The organism is Collinsella sp. 4_8_47FAA (assembly GCF_000763055.1).
Classification (GTDB): domain Bacteria; phylum Actinomycetota; class Coriobacteriia; order Coriobacteriales; family Coriobacteriaceae; genus Collinsella.
Genome location: NZ_KN214135.1, coordinates 300,772 through 320,010, shown reverse-complemented (window position 1 = coordinate 320,010; position 19,239 = coordinate 300,772). Strand labels below are relative to the sequence as shown.

The 19,239-nt window shown below is 61.4% G+C and carries 13 protein-coding genes; 12 read left to right on the top strand and 1 reads right to left on the bottom strand.

Going from position 1 to position 19,239, the window contains the following annotated elements; translation table 11 throughout:
* Window positions 1-145 precede the first annotated feature (145 nt).
* Together HMPREF9463_RS04760 and HMPREF9463_RS04755 are read left to right on the top strand one after the other, a co-directional pair.
* Window positions 146-1,522: an alpha-amylase family glycosyl hydrolase gene (locus HMPREF9463_RS04760; protein ID WP_035137518.1), complete on the top strand. Its 1,377-nt coding sequence runs from the start codon at window positions 146-148 to the stop codon at window positions 1,520-1,522.
* Between the two features lie 3 nt (window positions 1,523-1,525).
* Window positions 1,526-2,095: a uracil-DNA glycosylase family protein gene (locus HMPREF9463_RS04755; RefSeq protein WP_035137516.1), complete on the top strand. Its 570-nt coding sequence runs from the start codon at window positions 1,526-1,528 to the stop codon at window positions 2,093-2,095.
* Here HMPREF9463_RS04755 and HMPREF9463_RS04750 read toward each other — a convergent pair.
* Window positions 2,092-2,748: a hypothetical protein gene (locus HMPREF9463_RS04750; RefSeq protein WP_035137514.1), complete on the bottom strand. Its 657-nt coding sequence runs from the start codon at window positions 2,746-2,748 to the stop codon at window positions 2,092-2,094. The genes HMPREF9463_RS04755 and HMPREF9463_RS04750 overlap by 4 nt on opposite strands.
* A gap of 93 nt (window positions 2,749-2,841) precedes the next feature.
* Between HMPREF9463_RS04750 and HMPREF9463_RS04745 the strand changes: the two genes are divergently transcribed.
* From HMPREF9463_RS04745 to rpsJ, 10 genes are all read left to right on the top strand, one after another.
* Complete coding sequence (locus HMPREF9463_RS04745) at window positions 2,842-3,978, top strand: pyridoxal phosphate-dependent aminotransferase (RefSeq protein WP_035137513.1); 1,137 nt, start codon at window positions 2,842-2,844, stop codon at window positions 3,976-3,978.
* A gap of 504 nt (window positions 3,979-4,482) precedes the next feature.
* Complete coding sequence (rplJ, locus tag HMPREF9463_RS04740; RefSeq protein ID WP_035137512.1) at window positions 4,483-5,004, top strand: 50S ribosomal protein L10; 522 nt, start codon at window positions 4,483-4,485, stop codon at window positions 5,002-5,004.
* A 102-nt stretch (window positions 5,005-5,106) separates the two neighbouring features.
* Window positions 5,107-5,484 (top strand): 50S ribosomal protein L7/L12, encoded by a 378-nt coding sequence (rplL, locus tag HMPREF9463_RS04735; protein ID WP_006235005.1) that lies wholly within the window; start codon window positions 5,107-5,109, stop codon window positions 5,482-5,484.
* Window positions 5,485-5,796: 312 nt separating this feature from the next.
* Entirely contained in the window at window positions 5,797-6,705 is a 909-nt protein-coding gene (locus HMPREF9463_RS04730) for a UTP--glucose-1-phosphate uridylyltransferase (protein WP_035137509.1), read from the top strand.
* Window positions 6,706-7,055: 350 nt separating this feature from the next.
* Window positions 7,056-10,484 carry a DNA-directed RNA polymerase subunit beta gene (locus tag HMPREF9463_RS04725; protein WP_006235007.1) on the top strand — a complete coding sequence of 1,143 codons (3,429 nt, stop codon included), beginning with the start codon at window positions 7,056-7,058 and terminating at the stop codon, window positions 10,482-10,484.
* Window positions 10,485-10,490: 6 nt separating this feature from the next.
* Window positions 10,491-14,969: a DNA-directed RNA polymerase subunit beta' gene (locus HMPREF9463_RS04720; RefSeq protein ID WP_198019924.1), complete on the top strand. Its 4,479-nt coding sequence runs from the start codon at window positions 10,491-10,493 to the stop codon at window positions 14,967-14,969.
* Between the two features lie 823 nt (window positions 14,970-15,792).
* Window positions 15,793-16,170: a 30S ribosomal protein S12 gene (gene rpsL / locus HMPREF9463_RS04715; RefSeq protein ID WP_006235012.1), complete on the top strand. Its 378-nt coding sequence runs from the start codon at window positions 15,793-15,795 to the stop codon at window positions 16,168-16,170.
* A gap of 73 nt (window positions 16,171-16,243) precedes the next feature.
* Entirely contained in the window at window positions 16,244-16,717 is a 474-nt protein-coding gene (rpsG, locus tag HMPREF9463_RS04710) for a 30S ribosomal protein S7 (protein ID WP_006235013.1), read from the top strand.
* A gap of 19 nt (window positions 16,718-16,736) precedes the next feature.
* Window positions 16,737-18,836: an elongation factor G gene (fusA, locus tag HMPREF9463_RS04705; RefSeq protein ID WP_035137504.1), complete on the top strand. Its 2,100-nt coding sequence runs from the start codon at window positions 16,737-16,739 to the stop codon at window positions 18,834-18,836.
* A 60-nt stretch (window positions 18,837-18,896) separates the two neighbouring features.
* Window positions 18,897-19,205, top strand: coding sequence for a 30S ribosomal protein S10 (rpsJ, locus tag HMPREF9463_RS04700; protein WP_022094184.1), 309 nt, complete (start codon window positions 18,897-18,899; stop codon window positions 19,203-19,205).
* Window positions 19,206-19,239: the final 34 nt, after the last annotated feature.

The following is a 19,239-nucleotide window of genomic DNA, read 5'->3' as shown; positions in this document are numbered from 1 at the left end:
CCTCATCAGTTGCGGTGGAATAGTTCCTGTTTAAGGCCTCTGAAGGTCCAAGCAGGAACTATTCCACCGCAACTTATTTTGGGGGAGAGGATACAAGCTGGGCATACAATGGATGTCGTTGTGTTGAGCTTACCGGGAGGCTGTTATGTGGGCATACGAGACGACGTTCTATCAGATCTATCCGCTGGGCTTTTGCGGGGCTCCGCGCGAAAACGCCGCGCCCGTTGCCGAGGATGAGCTCGCCCAGGCCGCCGATGCCACAGCTAGCCCCGATGCCCCCATCATGAAGATTGCCCAATGGGCCGACTACCTGCAGGAACTCGGTATTGGCGCTGTGCTCATCAACCCGCCGCTCGAGTCTGATAGCCATGGCTACGACACGCGCAGCCTGCGCCATATTGATCGCCGCCTGGGTGGGGATGCCGACTTTGCCGCCGTGTGCGACGCGCTGCACGCCCACGGCATCCACGTGGTGCTCGATGCCGTCTTCAACCATGTGGGCCGTGGCTTTTGGGCCTTCCACGATGTGCAAGAGCGCAAGTGGGATTCGCCCTACAAGGATTGGTTCCACATCAGCTTTGACGGTGACTCGTGCTACGGCGACGGCTTTTGGTACGAGGGCTGGGAGGGCCATTTTGAGCTTGTGAAGCTCAACCTGCAAAACCCCGCCGTGGTCGATTACCTGCTTGAGTCTGTGCGTCACTGGGCCGAGGTCTTTGGCGTCGACGGTCTGCGCCTGGACGTCGCCTATATGCTCGACCGCGACTTTATGCGCCGCCTGCATACTTTTACCCGTGAGCTCAAGCCCGACTTTGTGCTGATTGGTGAGACGCTCCACGGCGACTACAACCAGATCGTCAACGACGAGATGCTCGACTCCTGCACCAACTACGAGTGCTACAAGGGCCTGTACTCCAGCTTTAACTCGGTCAACATGTTCGAGATCGCCCATTCGTTGCACCGCCAGTTTGGCGGCGACCCGTGGTGCATCTACCGCGGCAAACATCTGCTGTCGTTTGTCGACAACCACGATGTGCCGCGCCTGGCAAGTATCCTCACCGACAAGTCGTGTCTGCGTCCCGCCTACGGCATGCTCTTTGGCATGCCGGGCATCCCGTGCGTCTACTATGGCAGCGAGTGGGGAATTGCCGGCGAAAAGGGTGGCCCCGATGGCGACTGGGCGCTGCGACCTGCACTCAATGAGCCTGCGCCCAACGAGCTGACGGCGTTCATCACGCAGCTTGCGCACCTTCGCTCGGCCGACGACGCGGCTGCCCGTGCTCTCAACTACGGTGCCTATCGCAACGTGGTGATCCAGAACAAGCAGCTGCTGTTCGAGCGCGCCTGTGACGGCGCGACGGTACTCGTGGCGGTGAATGCCGTGGGTGAGCCTTACACCTTTGGCGCCGGCGAGCTCAACGGGTCCTTCGTCGACCTGCTTGCCGACGATGCGCCCACGGTCGAGCTGACGGGTACCCTTGAGCTTGCACCCTACGAGGTGCGCTATCTGTTGAGAGCCTAGCCCATGGCCGTATCTGACGAGGGCTATCAACATATTGAGCATGGGTTTGAGCCCGTGTTTGACGAGCACTCGCGCGTTTTGGTGCTCGGGTCGTTTCCCTCGGTGCTTTCGCGCGCCAATGCCTTTTATTACGGCAACTCTCAGAATCGCTTTTGGCGTGTGATGGCCACGTGCCTCGGTATGCCTGTACCGCCCAACGAGGGCGATCCTTTGGCAAGCGGTGAGCCCGCGACGCTCGATGCCTCCATTGCCGCCAAGCGATCCATGCTGTTGAACGGTGGCGTGGCCCTGTGGGATGTGATTGAGAGCTGCGACATTAAGGGCTCGAGCGACGCAAGCATCCGCAACGTTGTGCCGGCACATATCGAGCGCATTACCGATGCCGCGCCGATCGAGGCCGTTGTCTGTAACGGCGGCACGGCAGGGCGACTCTACAAACGCTACTTGCAGGATCGGACGGGGCTGCCTGCCATCGTCCTGCCCTCGACAAGTCCCGCCAATGCGACATGGCGTCTGGAGCGGCTTGTTGAGCGGTGGAGCGGCGCCGCTGATTGGCAGGCTTTTTCGATTTAGCAGTTTGAGTGCTTGGCAAGATGCCTCATAACGGCGTGCCAGATCGGTGTGGGCAGTGCAGGCGTGGCGCGCACCATGCCGTCGGTGTCGACGCCACCCGTTGCGGCGCCGCCGAGCTTCTGCGCGTGTTCGACGGAACACCCCATACGAACGGCGCCCACGAGCTTGTCCATGGCCTCAGAAAACGGTCGGCGCAAGAGGCCCATACGTGGGGAATGGCGAAGCGCTGCGATGCCGCTGCCGGCGCAGATGGCAACGCCGCCACACCACAATTGGTCATGGCGCTCACATGCCTTGTGCAGGCGAACGGTGGTCCCACGCGCCTGCTCAGCGCCCCGTTGTGCGGCTCGAATCACGGCATAGACACGCGCTCTCGTACTGCCAAAGCGCTCAAGCGCCTGCTCGATAGCTGTCAACGTCTCATCGTCAGCCACGTCTTCAATGGCCAGCACGATGCCATCGGCAACGCTGCCGGCGTCATTTGCCTTCGAGCCGACTGGGCGGGGGAGTACAGTGCCGGAAAGCTGAGCATAGGCGGCGATGGCATCCTGCAGGTCCCAGAGCAAAAAATCAAGATCGGCGCTATTGGGAATGCTGATATACGCAATGGTCTGCAACGTTTTTGGTGCATCGCCGCGTGCGGTCGTCTCCATGCCGCCTCCTTTCCGGTTGGTTTCCGTTTAGGTTACACCGTCTGGCGGCGCCACGCCGCGCTATCCTAGTGCAACCCTTACGAAAGGAAAGCCATGCGACTGTCCATGAATACCTCGCTTGCCACACTCAAGCCCTCCGGTATCCGCCGGATCAACGCGCTCGCCGCCCAGCACCCGGGGTGCATCGCGCTTGCGCTTGGCGAGCCCGATTTTCCCACGCCCGATGTGATTAGTGCCGAGGTGACCGCCGCACTGGACCGCGGTGACACGCACTATCCGCCCAACAACGGTCGCCCCGCCCTGCGTGAGGCGTTATCTGCCTACATGGGGGACGCGGGCCTTACGTTTTCGGCTGACGAGGTCATCCTAACCGACGGCGCGACCGAGGCCCTGTCGGCAACATTCATGGCTATGCTCAACCCCGGCGACGAGGTCATCATCCCCACGCCGGCCTTTGGCCTGTACGAGAGCATCGTCGTGGCCAACCACGCCAAAGCGGTCTTTTTGGATACGGAGCCTGCGCAATTCCAGATTGATGAGGAGGCGCTTCGTGCCTGCGTGACGCCGGCGACCAAGGCCATCGTCATCTGCTCGCCCAACAATCCCACGGGTTGCATCCTCAACGCGGCGTCTCTCGACGCCGTGGCACACGTGGCAGAGCAGGCGGGCATCTACGTGGTCTGCGACGACGTATACAACCGCCTGGTCTATGTGGATGGCTACGAGCGCTTTGCCCAGTGCCACCCGGAGCTACGCGAGCAGACAGTAGTCATCGAGAGCTTCTCCAAACCCTGGGCCATGACCGGCTGGCGCTTGGGCTGGCTCGCAGCGGCAGCCCCCGTCATCGCCGAGATCGCAAAGGCCCACCAATACCTAGTATCGAGCGCCGTCTCCTTCGAGATGGACGCCGCAGCCCGAGCCCTCACCGTCGACCCAACCCCCATGCTCGAAGTCTACCGGGCCCGCCGCGAACGCGTACTCGCAGCCTTAGACGCCATGGGCCTCGACGTAGTAGAGCCCGCAGGAGCCTTCTACACTTTCCCGAGCATCAAAAAGTTCGGCCTAACCAGCGAAGCCTTCTGCATCAAAGCCATCAAAGAGGCCAACGTAGCCCTAGTCCCCGGAAACTGCTTCGGCACCGAAAGCCACATCCGCCTAAGCTACTGCGTTTCCGACCAAGATTTGGACGAAGGCCTAAATCGCCTGTCCACCTTCATTTCAACCTTATAGCCAACGGGACGCAACACATCAGCCTACCGACATAAGGATTATGCGTGGGGGCGTCGCTCAACGGAAAACCGGGCTGCCCCAAAGTCACCGCAGGCCGCGCCGCCGAAGGCCGGGCGCAAGGTTTTCGTAGATTCCGCACGAGCCGGAAAGCACTTAATGTGCTTTCCGAGCGAGCCCAGGACCTGACCGAGCGAAAACCTTGCGCCCGGCCTTCGGCGGCGCGGCCGGATGGTGGAATTGTGTGCAGCCCGGTTTTCCGTTGACCGACGCCGGGGTCCCCGCCATAATACTTTCGGTTCACGCACGAATCCGCTGCCAGAGACAGCCGGCGCAAACGGGTCTTACCCGCGAGCTTAATGGGACTTCCCGCCAGCCGAGGTGGTCGAGTAGATATGTCTTCTCGCCCCCGTCGCTCATGCAGCGCGGGGGCTTTCTTTTTGGACATGCCCCCGTCACGTCCTTGTGGCGGACCGTGCCCGGAAAGAATTCGAGGAGGTGTAATTCATGCCCCAGCAGTACAAAATCGACAAGGTTGCAGAGATCGAGTCCCGCATCGCCGAGAACGCCGGTCTGTTCGTCGTCAACTACAACGGTCTGACGGTTAAGCAGGCTCAGGAGCTGCGTCATCAGCTTCGCGAGTGCGGCGCCGAGATGAAGGTCTACAAGAACAACCTGGTCAAGATCGCTCTCAAGAACCAGGAGCAGCCCGAGATCGACGAGATCCTCGCCGGCCCCGTCGCTTATGTGTTCTACGAGACCGAGCCGGTCGAGGCCGCTAAGGCCCTTAAGGACTTCTCCGCTCAGTCCAAGGGCGTCCTTGAGATCAAGGGCGGTATCTCCGACGGCAAGGCCGTTTCCGCTGATGATGTTAAGGCTATCGCCGAGCTGCCCACCAAGGACCAGCTTCTCGGTCAGATCGCCGGTCTCATCTCCGGTTTCGCTCGCGACATCGCTGTCTGCGTCAACGGCGTTTCCTCTGGTCTCGCTCGTTCGATCCAGCAGGTCTCCGAGCAGAAGGCAGCCTAGTTGCTGTTTTCACCCGCGGCGGCAACGCCGCACCCCTGGCGCATTCGCGCCGTGTTTTAACTGATCTCCGTGCACAGACACGGAAACCGAAAGGACTTAGAAATGGCTAAGCTTACCACCGATGAGATCATCGATGCTCTTAAGGAAATGACCCTTCTCGAGGCTTCCGAGCTCGTTAAGGCTATCGAGGACACCTTCGGCGTTTCCGCCGCTGCTCCTGCCGCTGTTGTCGCCGCTCCCGCTGCTGGCGCTGCTGAGGCCGAGGAGAAGACCGAGTTTGACGTCGTGCTCGAGGGCTTCGGCGACAACAAGATCCAGGTCATCAAGGCCGTCCGTGAGCTCACCAACCTTGGCCTGAAGGAGGCCAAGGAGGTCGTCGAGGGCGCTCCCAAGGCTGTTCTCGAGGGTGCCAAGAAGGAGGACGCCGAGGCCGCCAAGGAGAAGCTCGAGGCTGCTGGCGCTGCTGTCACCCTCAAGTAATCAGGCTTTCTCGCCAGATTTCTTTGCAGACGGGGTTCGCATTGCGAGCCCCGTCTTTTTTGTTATAACACCTCTATTTTGCTGGCTCGGCATGCAAATTGCTGCCGTTTGCGGTGCTTTGGGGTCGCTACCGTTGGGCGATAAAATTGCACCATCAGCGCAATAATTTGCGTTGACCTGCTGAAGAATGGCGCTTGCCTGCGTTAACGTTAATTAACAGCGGTAAGATACCTCGGTATCGCAATTTAGTCTGCGGCCGGTGAGCCGCACGCACGGGCGCTATTTGCGCCTGCGAAAGGATCCTTGAATACTATGAAGGCAATCATCCCCGCCGCCGGTCTTGGCACGCGTTTTCTGCCTGGCACCAAGTGCACGCCCAAAGAAATGCTGCCGGTGCTCGACAAGCCGGTCATCCAGTACGTCGTTGAGGAGGCGCTCGACCCCGAGGAGGTCGACGATGCCATTATCGTCACCTCTCCCGGCAAGCCTGAGCTGCTGAACTACTTCCAGCCCGACCGTTCGCTCGAGAACCTGCTGCGCGAGCGCGGTAAGGACGCCTACGCCGACGCTGTCGCCCATGCGGGCGGTATGCCGGTCGACTTCCGCTATCAGTACGAGCCCAAGGGTCTCGGTCACGCCATTCGCTCTGCCGCCGACGCTGTGGCAGGGGAGAACTTCCTGGTTCTTCTGGGCGACTACGTTGTGCCCAACCGTGATATCTGCGACAAGATGCTTGCCGTCTCCAAGGAGCACGGTGGCGCTTCGGTTATCGCCGTTGCCGCGTGTGCTCCCGAGGAAGTTAGCCGCTACGGCGTTATCGCCGGTGAGCGCGTGGGCTCGCTCGAGGGCGCCGAGGATGTTGCCGATGGCGAGCCGGGTGCCGTGTGGCGCATCGGCGGCCTGGTGGAGAAGCCTGCCCCCGAGGCGGCTCCGTCCAACCTGTACATCGTCGGTCGCTACCTCCTGTCTCCGCTGGTCATGGACCTGCTGGCCGATCAGCAGGCCGGTAAGGGCGGCGAGATCCAGCTGACCGACGCCATGGCCCGTTCGCTCGATCGCGAGGCCATGTATGCCGTCGTCATCGACCCACTGTCGGGCTACGACACCGGTACCCCGTCTGGCTGGATGGCCACCAACGCCCTCATGGCTGCAAGCGATCCTCGTTTTGCAGGCGCCTTCTGGGATGCCATCGACGAGCGCGGCGGCTTGATGCGCAAGTAGGCCTTCGGGCAACGATATTTACGGGCGCGGACCTCGGTTCGCGCCCGTTTTTTATAAGAGCTGCGATTGCCGGCCCTCTGTTCACAGAAAATATATGAACATATGTTCGATGCACATACATCTACCTGCATGTTTTCTGTCGAAAAACTTTGCTACTCCAAAAACTCAATCACGTCAAGGCTTTTCTTGCCCAACGGTCGGTACCTGATAAACTATTAGGTTGCGATAACTGGCGAAGCTATGCCTCGCCAATCCACCGAGCATTTCCGTGAAGGAGGAAAAACCTGGTGACCTACGCATACACTGCCACTGAGCGCAAGCGCGTCAGCTTCGGGAAAATCCCGGAGGCCATGGAGCTCCCCAACCTTATCTCTGTTCAAAGGGAATCCTTTGAGCGTTTTAAGGACGAGGGCCTTCGTGAGGCGTTCAAGGAATCCAGCCCCATCCAGAGCCAGAACCATGTTCTCGAGGTTACCTTCGGCGAGCATCAGTTCGGCGACCCCGCGCACACCGTCGAGGAGTGCCGCGAGAAGGACATGACCTATCAGGCTCCGCTTCTGACCGACGTCCGTCTCACCAACAAGGAGACCGGCGAGATCAAGGAGCAGCTCGTCTTCATGGGCGACTTCCCCATGATGACCGATCAGGGCACCTTCATCATCAACGGTACCGAGCGTATCGTCGTCTCGCAGCTCGTCCGCTCCCCGGGCGTGTACTACAGCTCCGAGATGGATTCGGGCAAGCAGATCTACAAGGCCCAGATCATCCCGTCCCGTGGTGCCTGGCTCGAGTTTGAGGTCGACAAGCGCGACCAGCTCATGGTCTCCATCGACCGTAAGCGCAAGCAGAGCGCCACGATGTTCCTGCGCGCCCTTGGCATCGCCGTCACCAACGACGACATCATCGAGCTGCTCGGCAACTCCGATGTAATCAAGCGCACCCTTGAGCGCGATACCGCCCTTACCCGCGAGGATGCTCTTATCGAGATCTACCGTCGCCTGCGCCCGGGCGAGCCTCCCACCGTGGACGCTTCCCGCAGCCTTCTCGAGGGTCTGCTCTTCAACCCGCAGCGCTACGATCTGGCCCGCGTCGGTCGCTACAAGGTCAACAAGAAGCTCAACCTCACCACCGAGGAAGAGGTCACGGTGCTCACCGACGAGGATATCGTCGCTACGCTGCGCTACCTGCTGTCCCTCGCCGCCGGCGAGCAGGGCTTCAAGGTCGACGACATCGACCACTTTGGCAACCGCCGTATCCGCACCGTCGGCGAGCTCGTCGCCAACCAGTTCCGTATCGGCATGAGCCGTATGGAGCGCGTCGTCCGTGAGCGCATGAGCTCCCAGGACATCGACGAGATTACCCCGCAGTCGCTCATCAACATCCGCCCGATCGTGGCCTCCATCAAGGAGTTCTTCGGTTCCTCGCAGCTCTCGCAGTTCATGGACCAGGCGAACCCCCTGACCGGTCTGACCCACAAGCGCCGTCTGTCCGCACTCGGCCCTGGTGGTCTTGCCGGCCACAAGTCCGGCTCCAGCCGCCGCACCAACGTGCCGACGGCCGTCCGCGACGTTCACAACTCGCACTACAGCCGCATGTGCCCGATCGAGACCCCCGAAGGCCCCAACATCGGCCTGATCGGCTCGCTCGCCCTCTACGCCCGCGTCAACGAGTACGGCTTCATCGAAGCTCCGTTCCGCCGCGTCGAGAACGGCGTTGCCACCGACCAGATCGACTGGATGACCGCCGACGAGGAAGAGAAGCACGTCATCGCGCCGGCCAACACGCCGCTCGATCCCAAGACCAACGAGTTCATCACGACCGATGCCGAGGGCAAGATCGTCCGTCCGCACACCGTGATCGCCCGTACCCGCGACTTCGACGGCTCCTTCGGCGCTCCCGCCGACGTGCCTGTCGAGGACGTCGACTACATGGACGTCTCGCCGCGTCAGATGCTCTCCGTCGCAGCAACGCTGATTCCGTTCCTGGAGCACGACGACGCCAAGCGTACGCTGATGGGCGCTAACATGCAGCGTCAGGCCGTGCCGCTGGTTCACCCCGCCGCTCCCTATGTCGGTACCGGCATGGAGCGTCGCGCCGCTCTGGACTCCGGCGAGGTCACCCTGGCCAAGAACGCCGGCGAGGTCATCTTTGCCGACGCCGCCAAGATCATCGTCAAGCATGCCGGCGGCATGGACGAGTATCACCTGGCCAAGTACCAGCGCTCCAACCAGTCCACCTGCATCAACCACCGTCCGCTCGTTCGCGTCGGTGACACCGTTGAGCAGGGCGAGCCCCTGGCTGACGGTCCTTCGACCGATCACGGCGAGCTCGCACTGGGCCAGAACCTCACCGTGGCCTATATGCCGTGGGAAGGCTTTAACTACGAGGACGGTATCGTCGTGTCCGAGCGCCTGGTGGCCGAGGACCTGCTGACGACCATCAACATCACCCGTCACGAGATCGACGCCCGCGACACCAAGCTCGGCCCCGAGGAGATCACCCGCGAGATCCCGAACCTCTCCGAGGACATGCTTGCCAACCTCGACGAGGACGGCATCATCCGCATCGGCGCTGAGGTCGGCCCTGGCGACATCCTGGTCGGCAAGGTCACGCCTAAGGGCGAGAGCGCTCTGACCGCCGAGGAGCGCCTGCTGCGCGCCATCTTCGGTGCCAAGGCCCACGATGTCCGCGATACCTCCCTTAAGATGCCTCACGGCGCTTACGGCCGCGTCATCGACGTCGTCCGCTTTAGCCGCGAGAACGGCGACGACCTGGCCCCCGGCGTCAACGAGCAGGTGCGCGTCTACGTCGCCCAGCGTCGTAAGATCCAGCAGGGCGATAAGATCGCCGGCCGCCACGGCAACAAGGGTGTTATTTGTAACGTTCTGCCGGTCGAGGACATGCCCTACATGGCTGACGGTACCCCGATCGACGTTATCCTCAACCCGCTGGGCGTTCCTTCGCGTATGAACGTCGGCCAGCTGCTCGAGTGCCACCTTGGCTGGGCTGCTGCCTGCGGTTGGGATACCGAGCAGGCCGACTCCGACAAGTACGTCCCCGGTCCGTTCTTCACCGCGACGCCCGTCTTCGACGGCGCCAAGGAGGACGAGATCGCCGAGGTCATCCGTCGTGCCAACAAGAACATGCTCAACAAGGCCACCGCTGCCTTTGGCGATCACATGCGCCCCGAGTTCGTCACCCAGCTTGACGAGCGCGGCAAGACCCGTCTGTTCGACGGCCGCACCGGCGAGGAATTCCGCGAGCCCATTACTGTGGGTACGTCCTATATCCTCAAGCTCGGCCACATGGTCGACGACAAGATCCACGCCCGTTCGACTGGCCCTTACAGTCTGGTTACCCAGCAGCCTCTGGGCGGCAAGGCTCAGTTCGGCGGCCAGCGCTTCGGCGAGATGGAAGTTTGGGCACTGTACGCTTACGGTGCTTCCAACGTCCTGCAGGAGATCCTGACCGTCAAGTCCGACGATACCGTGGGCCGCGTCAAGACCTACGAGTCCATCGTCAAGGGCGAGAACGTTCCGGTCCCGGGTATCCCCGAGTCCTTCAAGGTTCTCGTCAAGGAGATTCGCTCCCTCGCACTGGACATCGAGCCCATGCACGATGCCGACGAGGACGCCTCCGCCCCTGTGACCGCCGAGGAGACCTCTGCTCTCGACGACCTGGCTGCGCTCGCCGGCGTTGACGCCGACGTCGAGGCCGAGGATGCCGAGACCGCCGAGGCACCCGAGGCTGTCGCCGCCACGACCACTGATAAGGAGTAGTTGACTGTGGCAGATTTCGAAGCTACTGATTTTGACTCGGTAAAGATCTCCCTTGCCTCCGCCGACCAGATCCGTTCCTGGTCGCACGGTGAGGTCAAGAAGCCGGAGACCATCAATTACCGTACCCTCAAGCCCGAGAAGGACGGCCTGTTCTGCGAGAAGATCTTCGGTCCCGCCAAGGACTGGGAGTGCTCCTGCGGCAAGTACAAGGGCATCCGCTTTAAGGGCATCGTCTGCGAGCGCTGCGGCGTCGAGGTCACCTCGGCCAAGGTGCGTCGCGACCGCATGGGCCACATCGAGCTCGCCGCTCCCGTGTCCCACATCTGGTACTTCAAGAGCCCCACGAGCTTCCCGATGAGCCGTATGCTCGACATCAAGTCCAAGGACCTCGAGAAGGTTCTGTACTTTGCCAGCTACATCATCACCGAGGTCGACTACGAGGCTCGCGAGGCCGACGCCGACGACCTGCGCGAGGAGCTCGCCGCCGATCTGGAAGAGATCGATGCCGAGTGCGCCCGCCAGATCGAGTCCCTCAAGGAGCAGGGCAACCCCGAGAACTTTGACGAGTTCTCCGACGAGGAGCCGCTGACCCCCGAGGAGATCGCCTCTGGCATCGTCGACATCGAGGAAGAGTGCAAGGACGAGAAGCAGCTCCGCACGGACGCCTTCAACGCCTTCATGAAGCTCAGCGAGCGCGACCTCATTTCCGATGAGCCGCTGTTCCGCGAGATGACTCGCTACTACTCCATGTACTTCAAGGGTGGCATGGGTGCCGAGGCCGTCCGCGACCTGCTCGCTGCCATCGACCTTCCCTCCGAGGCCGAGAAGCTCAAGGCCATCATCGCCGACGAGGACTCCCAGAAGCAGAAGCGCGAGAAGGCCGTTAAGCGCCTCGAGGTCGTTGACGCCTTCCTGAAGGGCGGCAACAGCCCCGCGAATATGATTCTGGACGTCATTCCGGTCATTCCGCCCGATCTGCGCCCGATGGTCCAGCTCGACGGCGGCCGCTTCGCCGCGTCCGACCTCAACGACCTGTATCGTCGCGTGATCAACCGTAACAACCGACTCAAGCGCCTGCTCGACCTGGACGCCCCTGCGATCATCGTGAACAACGAGAAGCGCATGCTCCAGGAGTCCGTGGACGCCCTGTTCGACAACGGCCGTCGTGGTCGCCCGGTCTCTGGCCGTGGCGGTCGCCCGCTCAAGTCGCTCGCCGAGGCCCTCAAGGGCAAGCAGGGTCGTTTCCGTCAGAACCTGCTGGGCAAGCGTGTCGACTACTCCGGCCGTTCGGTTATCGTTACCGACCCCAAGCTGCTGCTGCACCAGTGCGGTCTGCCCAAGACCATGGCGCTGGAGCTCTTCAAGCCGTTCGTCATGAAGCGTCTGGTCGAGCTCGGCAAGGTCGAGAACATCAAGGGCGCCAAGCGCGCTATCGACCGCGGTGCCACCTTTGTGTGGGACATCCTCGAAGAGGTCATCGACGGCCGCGTCGTGCTGCTCAACCGTGCACCGACCCTGCACCGTCTGTCCATCCAGGCCTTTGAGCCGGTGCTGGTCGAGGGCAAGGCTATCCACCTGCATCCGCTGGTCTGCTCGCCCTTCAACGCCGACTTCGACGGCGACCAGATGTCTGTCCACGTGCCGCTGTCCAGCCAGGCTCAGGCCGAGGCCCGCGTGCTCATGCTCTCTGCGAACAACCTGCGCTCGCCGGCATCCGGCAAGCCGGTCAACATCCCTTCGCAGGACATGATCATTGGTGTGTACTACCTCACCCAGGTTCGCGAGGGTCTGCCGGGCGAGAACCACGTGTTCTCGAGCTTTGACGACGCGCTGCACGCCTATGACTGCCGCTCCGAGGTCGACATGCAGGCCAAGATCCAGGTCCGCGTGTCCGCTGCCGATGCCAACGTCATCAACGAGGACGGCACCCGTATCTTCCGCGTCAAGAACGGCAAGAACGAGTTCGTCGACTACGACGTCACCGGCAACAAGACCGCGCGCTTCGAGACCTCTATCGGCCGCATCATCTTCAACCGCCAGTGCCTGCCCGAAGACTATGAGTTCATGAACTACAAGATGGTCAAGGGCGACGTGGCCAAGCTGGTTGCGGACTGCTGCGATCGTTACCCCGAGGCCAAGGTCGGCCCGATCCTCGACGCCATCAAGTACTCCGGCTTCCACTACGCTACCCGCGCTGGCCTCACCATCTCGGTGTGGGACGCTCTCATCCCTGCCGAGAAGCAGGAGCTGCTCGACCGTGCCCAGGCCAACGTCGACCAGATCAACGAGTACTTCGAGGAGGGCTTCATCAACGAGACGGAGCGCCACATCGAAGTCGTTAACGAGTGGACCGCTTGTACCGATAAGGTTGCAGCGCTCATGCTCGACATGTTCGACGAGGAGAACCCGCTGTACATGATGGCCGACTCCGGCGCCCGTGGTTCTAAGACCCAGCTGCGTCAGCTCGGCGGCATGCGTGGCCTGATGGCAGACATGTCCGGCGAGACGATCGACCTTCCCATTAAGGCGAACTTCCGCGAGGGCCTGCTGCCGCTCGAGTACTTCATTTCGACCTACGGCGCCCGTAAGGGCCTGGTCGATACCGCATCCCACACCTCGGACTCTGGTTACCTGACCCGTCGTCTGGTCGACGTGGCCCAGGACGTCATCGTCCGCGAGGAGGACTGCGGTACGCACGAGGGCGTCACCTACAACCTCATCATCCCCGGCACCACCGACCTCAACACCGACCTCGTCGGCCGTTGCTTCATTGAGGACGTCGTGGCTCCCGATGGCACCGTGCTCTTTGAGCAGGACGGTTACATCGAGAAGGTCGCCGACATCCAGAAGATGGTCGATGCGGGCCTTAAGAAGGTCAAGCTTCGCGCGCTGCTCACTTGCCGCTCCAAGTACGGCGTGTGCCAGAAGTGCTACGGCTGGGATCTTTCCACCCGTCGTCCGGTCGCCATCGGTACCGCGGTCGGCATTATTGCCGCCCAGTCCATCGGCGAGCCCGGTACGCAGCTTACGATGCGTACCATTCACTCCGGCGGCGTCGCTGGCGTCGACGATATTACGCAGGGTCTGCCTACGGTCAGCCGTATGTTCGATATCGTCGCCAACGTCAACGAGAAGATCCTGGGTCGCGAGGCCGAGCTGGCTCCGTACTCCGGTCACCTCTCGATTAAGCCCGAGAAGTCCGAGTACGTGCTGACGCTCACCGACTCCGAGGATCACACCCGTGTCCTCGACGAGCGTCGCGTCCCCGCTTCGGTGCGCTTTATGCCCGAGATCGAGGACGGCTGCGAGGTTCGCGCCGGCGACCAGATCACCAAGGGCTTCGTCAACTTCCGCAACCTGCGCAAGCTGACCGACATCGAGTCGACGATGCACACCTTCGTCGAGAGCGTCAAGGACGTCTACACCAGCCAGGGCGTCGACCTGAACGACAAGCACATCGAGGTGCTCGCACGTCAGATGCTGCGTCGCGTTCAGATCACCAACCCCGGCGACTCCAAGTACCTGCTTGGTCAGTACGTCGACCGCTACGAGTTCGCTGACGAGGTCGAGCGCGTTGCCCGTCTGGGCGGTCAGGCTCCTGTGGCCGAGCCCGTCATCCTGGGTACGCTCAAGGTCGCGTCCAACATCGACTCCTGGCTGTCGAGCGCTTCGTTCATCCGTACCGCCGGTGTCCTTACCGAGGCTGCCATCGAGGGCAAGGTCGACCACCTGCTCGACCTTAAGTCCAACGTCATAGTCGGTAAGAAGATCCCGGCTGGTACCGGCCTCAAGCCGTACGCCAACGCCAAGCTGACGTATCGCACGGCCGACGGCTACGTGGACATCGACGGCCCGGCTTCGCCCAACGCCAAGTCGCTGCCCGAGTGGGCTCCTGTGGAGCTCAAGGACCTGGACGAGCAGCTCCCGCAGCAGCTCGACTGGGCCGGCTACGACGAGTTCGGTGGTGCTGACGGTTCGTTCACCCGCAACGGCCACACCATCTCCGCCGAGAAGGCTCGCCTGTACCTGTTCGATGACCTGGGCGTGTCGCAGCGCTGGACCAACAAGTTCAGCGAGGTCGGCATCGAGACGGTCGGCGACCTGGTCGGCAAGTCCGAGGAGGATCTGCTGCGCATCGATGGCATCGGTGCCAAGGCGATCGAGGAGCTCCGTGATGGCCTTGAGGCCCACGACCTGCTCTACATCCTCGAGAACAACGACGATGTTGCCGACGAGGAAGACCTCTCGCAGCTGCTGCAGATGGTCTTTAGCCCCGACGGTCCGGACGACATCCTGCTGGGCACCTCCGCCGCGCCGACGCATCACGCCGACGCCGACGAGGAGCTCCTGGGCGCCCCGATCGACGACAAGAAGGCTCCCGCAAACGGTGCCATCAACGAGGACATGGCTTCCCTCGACGAGCTGCTCAACCAGCTCGTGGACACCGACGACGCCGAAGAGGCCAAGGACAACGACGAGGAGTAATTAGTTCCGCCGTTCTAACGAACGGCGGCGACCTCCGTCGCTGCGCGGCCCCCAGAGCTACAATCTGTCATTCAAAAGGCAGGGCATGACCAAAAGGTCAATGCCCTGCCTTTTTCATGCCACCTTGTACGCTCTGGGGGCCGCTCGCTTATGTGCGCTCAACCTGTTGCGTTTCGTTAACCCCTTGGGGACGGAGGAAAACGGATCATTTTGAGGTGCGATTTCGGAAGCATGCGGCAAAATCTTGATGGGTCGACCACACCGCATATGCTCAAGCGCTCTACCTGCAGGTTTGTTATTGCAAAACCCCTGTGCGCTCAGCAAGTCCAAAATTTGCCGCATACTTCCGAAAACGCCGCCGATTTCCATGCGAAAGACGAAAGCAGATCACCGCCGGAGCGCGACGTTTCCCCAGATAAAACCGACCAAAATAAACCTGTCCCTTTTTGGCAGGTAACGTTGCCCCAACGAGCACGTCGGATTCCCGGGCCGGGCGGCACAGGGGTTAAGTTTGTCGCGAGTTCCGCACGAGCCGGAGGCCACTTAATGTGCACTCCGTGCGAGTCAGGACTGTAGAGCAGCAAACTTAACCCCTGTGCCGCCCGGCCCGGGAATCCGCCCCCGCGCACAGAAGGAGATTCCTTTTGTGTAGGCTTTGCGGAAATGTGCCAATTTTAGGATACGCCCGGCGGCGTGGTCTGTTGACGGCACAGCTAACGCCACGTATCCTATCGAACTGCGTGTTTCGTAGGGGGATGCTGACCCCTCGATTCAAGCCGTTGCACTTTACAGAAAGCTGGAATCATTCGAGAAGGAGTACGCTTTGCCTACTATTAACCAGCTGGTTCGCCAGGGCCGTCGTTCCGTGCCCAAGAAGTCCAAGAACGCTGCTCTGCAGCACAACTCCCAGAAGCGCGGCGTGTGCACCCGCGTCTTCACCACGAGCCCCAAGAAGCCGAACTCGGCTCTTCGTAAGGTTGCCCGTGTTCGCCTCGTCAACGGCATCGAAGTTACTGCTTACATCCCGGGTGAGGGCCACAACCTGCAGGAGCACTCCATCGTGCTCGTCCGCGGCGGTCGTGTCCGTGACCTCCCTGGTGTCCGTTATCACGTCATCCGTGGCGCCTACGACGCTGCTCCGGTCCAGAACCGTATGCAGGCCCGTTCCAAGTACGGTGCTAAGCGCCCCAAGGCCAAATAAGCCAGATAACGTTTTGATACTTTCGCCGTGTGCCGCCTAAGCGCCGCACGGTAGACACTTAAGGAGATTTCACATGCCGCGTCGTGCAGCAGCTAATCGTCGTGAGGTTCAGCCTGACGCCGTTTACAACAACCGCCTGGTGACTCAGCTCATCAACAAGGTCCTTCTTGACGGCAAGAAGGCCACCGCTGAGCGCATCGTTTACACCGCTTTCGAGATCGTTGCCGAGAAGTCCGAGGGTGGCGACGCTCTCGCTACCTTCAAGAAGGCTATGGACAACGTCAAGCCCACGCTCGAGGTCAAGCCCAAGCGTGTCGGTGGCGCTACCTATCAGGTCCCGATGGAGGTCAACTCCCGTCGTTCCACCGCTCTGGGTATCCGCTGGATCGTCAACTTCTCCCGCGCTCGCAAGGAGAAGACCATGGCCGAGCGTCTCGCCAACGAGATCCTCGACGCTTCCAACGGCCTGGGCGCTTCCGTCAAGAAGCGTGAGGACGTCTTCAAGATGGCCGAGGCCAACCGCGCGTTCTCTCACTATCGTTGGTAAGTTAAGGTAAGGAACTAACATGGCTAAGCCTAAGTACAAGCTTTCCGATACCCGTAACATCGGCATCATGGCTCACATCGATGCCGGTAAGACCACCACGACCGAGCGTATTCTTTACTACACCGGTAAGACCCACAAGATCGGTGAGGTCCATGAGGGCGCTGCCACCATGGACTGGATGGTTCAGGAGCAGGAGCGCGGCGTAACCATTACCTCCGCTGCTACCACGTGCTTCTGGAACAAGGACGGTAAGGACTACCGCATCCAGATCATCGACACCCCGGGCCACGTTGACTTCACCGCCGAGGTCGAGCGCTGCCTGCGCGTCCTCGATGGCGCTGTCGCCGTCTTCGACGCCGTTGCCGGCGTTCAGCCCCAGTCTGAGACCGTTTGGCGTCAGGCTTCTACCTTCAACGTCCCCCGCATCGCCTTCATCAACAAGTATGACCGCGTGGGCGCTGACTTCTTCAACGCTATCGAGACCATGAAGGATCGTCTCGACGCCAACGCCGTGGCCGCTCAGGTCCCGATGGGCGCCGAGGACAACTTCTGGGGCGTCATCGACCTCGTCACCATGACCGCATGGGACTTCAAGGCCGACGACAAGGGCATGACCTACCCCGAGCCGATGGACGAGATCCCGGCTGAGTTCGCTGACATCGCTGCCACCAAGCGCGAGGAGCTCCTCGACGCTGCTGCCAGCTTTGACGACGAGCTCATGGAGAAGATCCTCATGGAGGAGGACTTCACTGTCGAGGAGCTCAAGGCTGCTCTGCGCAAGGGCGTTCTGGCCAACGAGCTCAACCTCGTCTTCGTGGGTTCCGCCTACAAGAACAAGGGCGTTCAGGAGCTGCTCGACGCTGTCGTCGACTACCTGCCCAGCCCGCTTGACGTTGAGGCCGTCACCGGTACCGATCCGGACACCGGCGAGGAGATCCAGCGTCATCCTTCCTTCGACGAGCCCTTCTCCGGCCTGGTCTTCAAGATCATGACCGACCCGTTCGTCGGTAAGCTCACCTACGTCCGCGTTTACTCCGGCCGCGCCGAGTCCGGCTCCTACGTTGTCAACGCTTCCAACGGTCAGCGCGAGCGCCTCGGCCGCATCCTCGAGATGAACGCCGCCGAGCGTATCGACCGTGACGACGCTGCCGCCGGCGACATCGTCGCTTGCGTCGGCTTCAAGAACTCCACCACCGGTGACACCCTGTGCGAAGAGGGCAAGGAGATCGTCCTCGAGAAGATCGAGTTCGCTAAGCCCGTTATCGACGTTGCCATCGAGCCCAAGACCAAGGCCGAGCAGGACAAGATGTCCCTGGCTCTGACCAAGCTCGCCGAGGAGGACCCGACCTTCCAGGTGTCCACCAACCACGAGACCGGCCAGACCATCATCGCCGGCATGGGCGAGCTGCACCTCGAGATCATCGTCGACCGTCTGCTCCGCGAGTTCAAGGTTGACGCTAACGTTGGTAAGCCCCAGGTTGCCTACCGCGAGACCGCTGGTCACGACGTCGAGAAGGCTGAGGGCAAGTTCGTCCGTCAGTCCGGTGGTCGCGGTCAGTACGGCCACGCCGTCATCAAGCTCGAGAAGATGGAGGAGGGCTTCGGCTACGAGTTCGTCAACGCTATCGTCGGCGGCGTCGTGCCCAAGGAGTACATCCCGTCCATCGACAAGGGCATCCAGGAGGCCCTGAACACCGGTGTTATCGCCGGCTTCCCGGTCCTCGACGTTAAGGTCACCCTGTTCGACGGTTCTTACCACGAGGTCGACTCCTCCGAGGCCGCCTTCAAGATCGCCGGTTCCATGGCTATCAAGGACGCTCTCAAGAAGTCTGACCCGCAGCTGCTCGAGCCGATCATGGCTGTCGAGGTTGAGACCCCCGAGCAGTACATGGGCGACGTTATGGGCAACCTCTCCGGTCGCCGCGGCAAGATCGAGGGCATGGAGGATCGCAAGAACAGCAAGCTCATCCGTGCCAAGGTGCCGCTGGGCGAGATGTTCGGTTACGCTACCGACCTTCGCTCCCAGACCCAGGGCCGTGCATCCTACACGATGCAGTTCGACTCTTATGAGCCCGCGCCCAAGTCCATCGTGGACGAGGTCATGAGCAAGAACGCCTAAGTTCGAGCTCCCTGTTACGTAATCCGCGAGAACATCTCTCGCACTCTTTGGAGGTTTAAGTTGGCTACCCAGAAGATCCGCATTCGCCTCAAGGGCTATGATCACGAGGTCGTCGATCAGTCCGCGAAGCTCATCGTCGAGACCGCTCAGAAGACCGGCGCTCGCGTTTCCGGTCCTGTCCCCCTGCCCACCGAGCGCAACCTGTACACGGTTATCCGCTCGCCGCACGTGAACAAGGACTCCCGTGAGCAGTTCGAGATGCGCACCCACAAGCGCCTCATCGACATCCTCGACCCCACCTCGGGCACCGTTGATTCGCTCATGCGTCTCGACCTCCCCGCTGGCGTCGACATCGACATCAAGCTCTAAGCGATATCGCTCATAGCTTAAAGAGCCCCGCTGC

Bases quoted from the DNA above. Each gene is read 5' to 3' on its own strand.
- rplJ (WP_035137512.1), top strand. From the start codon at position 4,483: ATGCCCCAGCAGTACAAAATCGACAAGGTTGCAGAGATCGAGTCCCGC.
- HMPREF9463_RS04755 (WP_035137516.1), top strand. From the start codon at position 1,526: ATGGCCGTATCTGACGAGGGCTATCAACATATTGAGCATGGGTTTGAG.
- HMPREF9463_RS04725 (WP_006235007.1), top strand. From the start codon at position 7,056: ATGGAGCTCCCCAACCTTATCTCTGTTCAAAGGGAATCCTTTGAGCGT.
- rpsG (WP_006235013.1), top strand. From the start codon at position 16,244: ATGCCGCGTCGTGCAGCAGCTAATCGTCGTGAGGTTCAGCCTGACGCC.
- HMPREF9463_RS04760 (WP_035137518.1), top strand. From the start codon at position 146: ATGTGGGCATACGAGACGACGTTCTATCAGATCTATCCGCTGGGCTTT.
- rplL (WP_006235005.1), top strand. From the start codon at position 5,107: ATGGCTAAGCTTACCACCGATGAGATCATCGATGCTCTTAAGGAAATG.
- HMPREF9463_RS04750 (WP_035137514.1), bottom strand. From the start codon at position 2,748: ATGGAGACGACCGCACGCGGCGATGCACCAAAAACGTTGCAGACCATT.
- fusA (WP_035137504.1), top strand. From the start codon at position 16,737: ATGGCTAAGCCTAAGTACAAGCTTTCCGATACCCGTAACATCGGCATC.
- HMPREF9463_RS04730 (WP_035137509.1), top strand. From the start codon at position 5,797: ATGAAGGCAATCATCCCCGCCGCCGGTCTTGGCACGCGTTTTCTGCCT.
- HMPREF9463_RS04745 (WP_035137513.1), top strand. From the start codon at position 2,842: ATGCGACTGTCCATGAATACCTCGCTTGCCACACTCAAGCCCTCCGGT.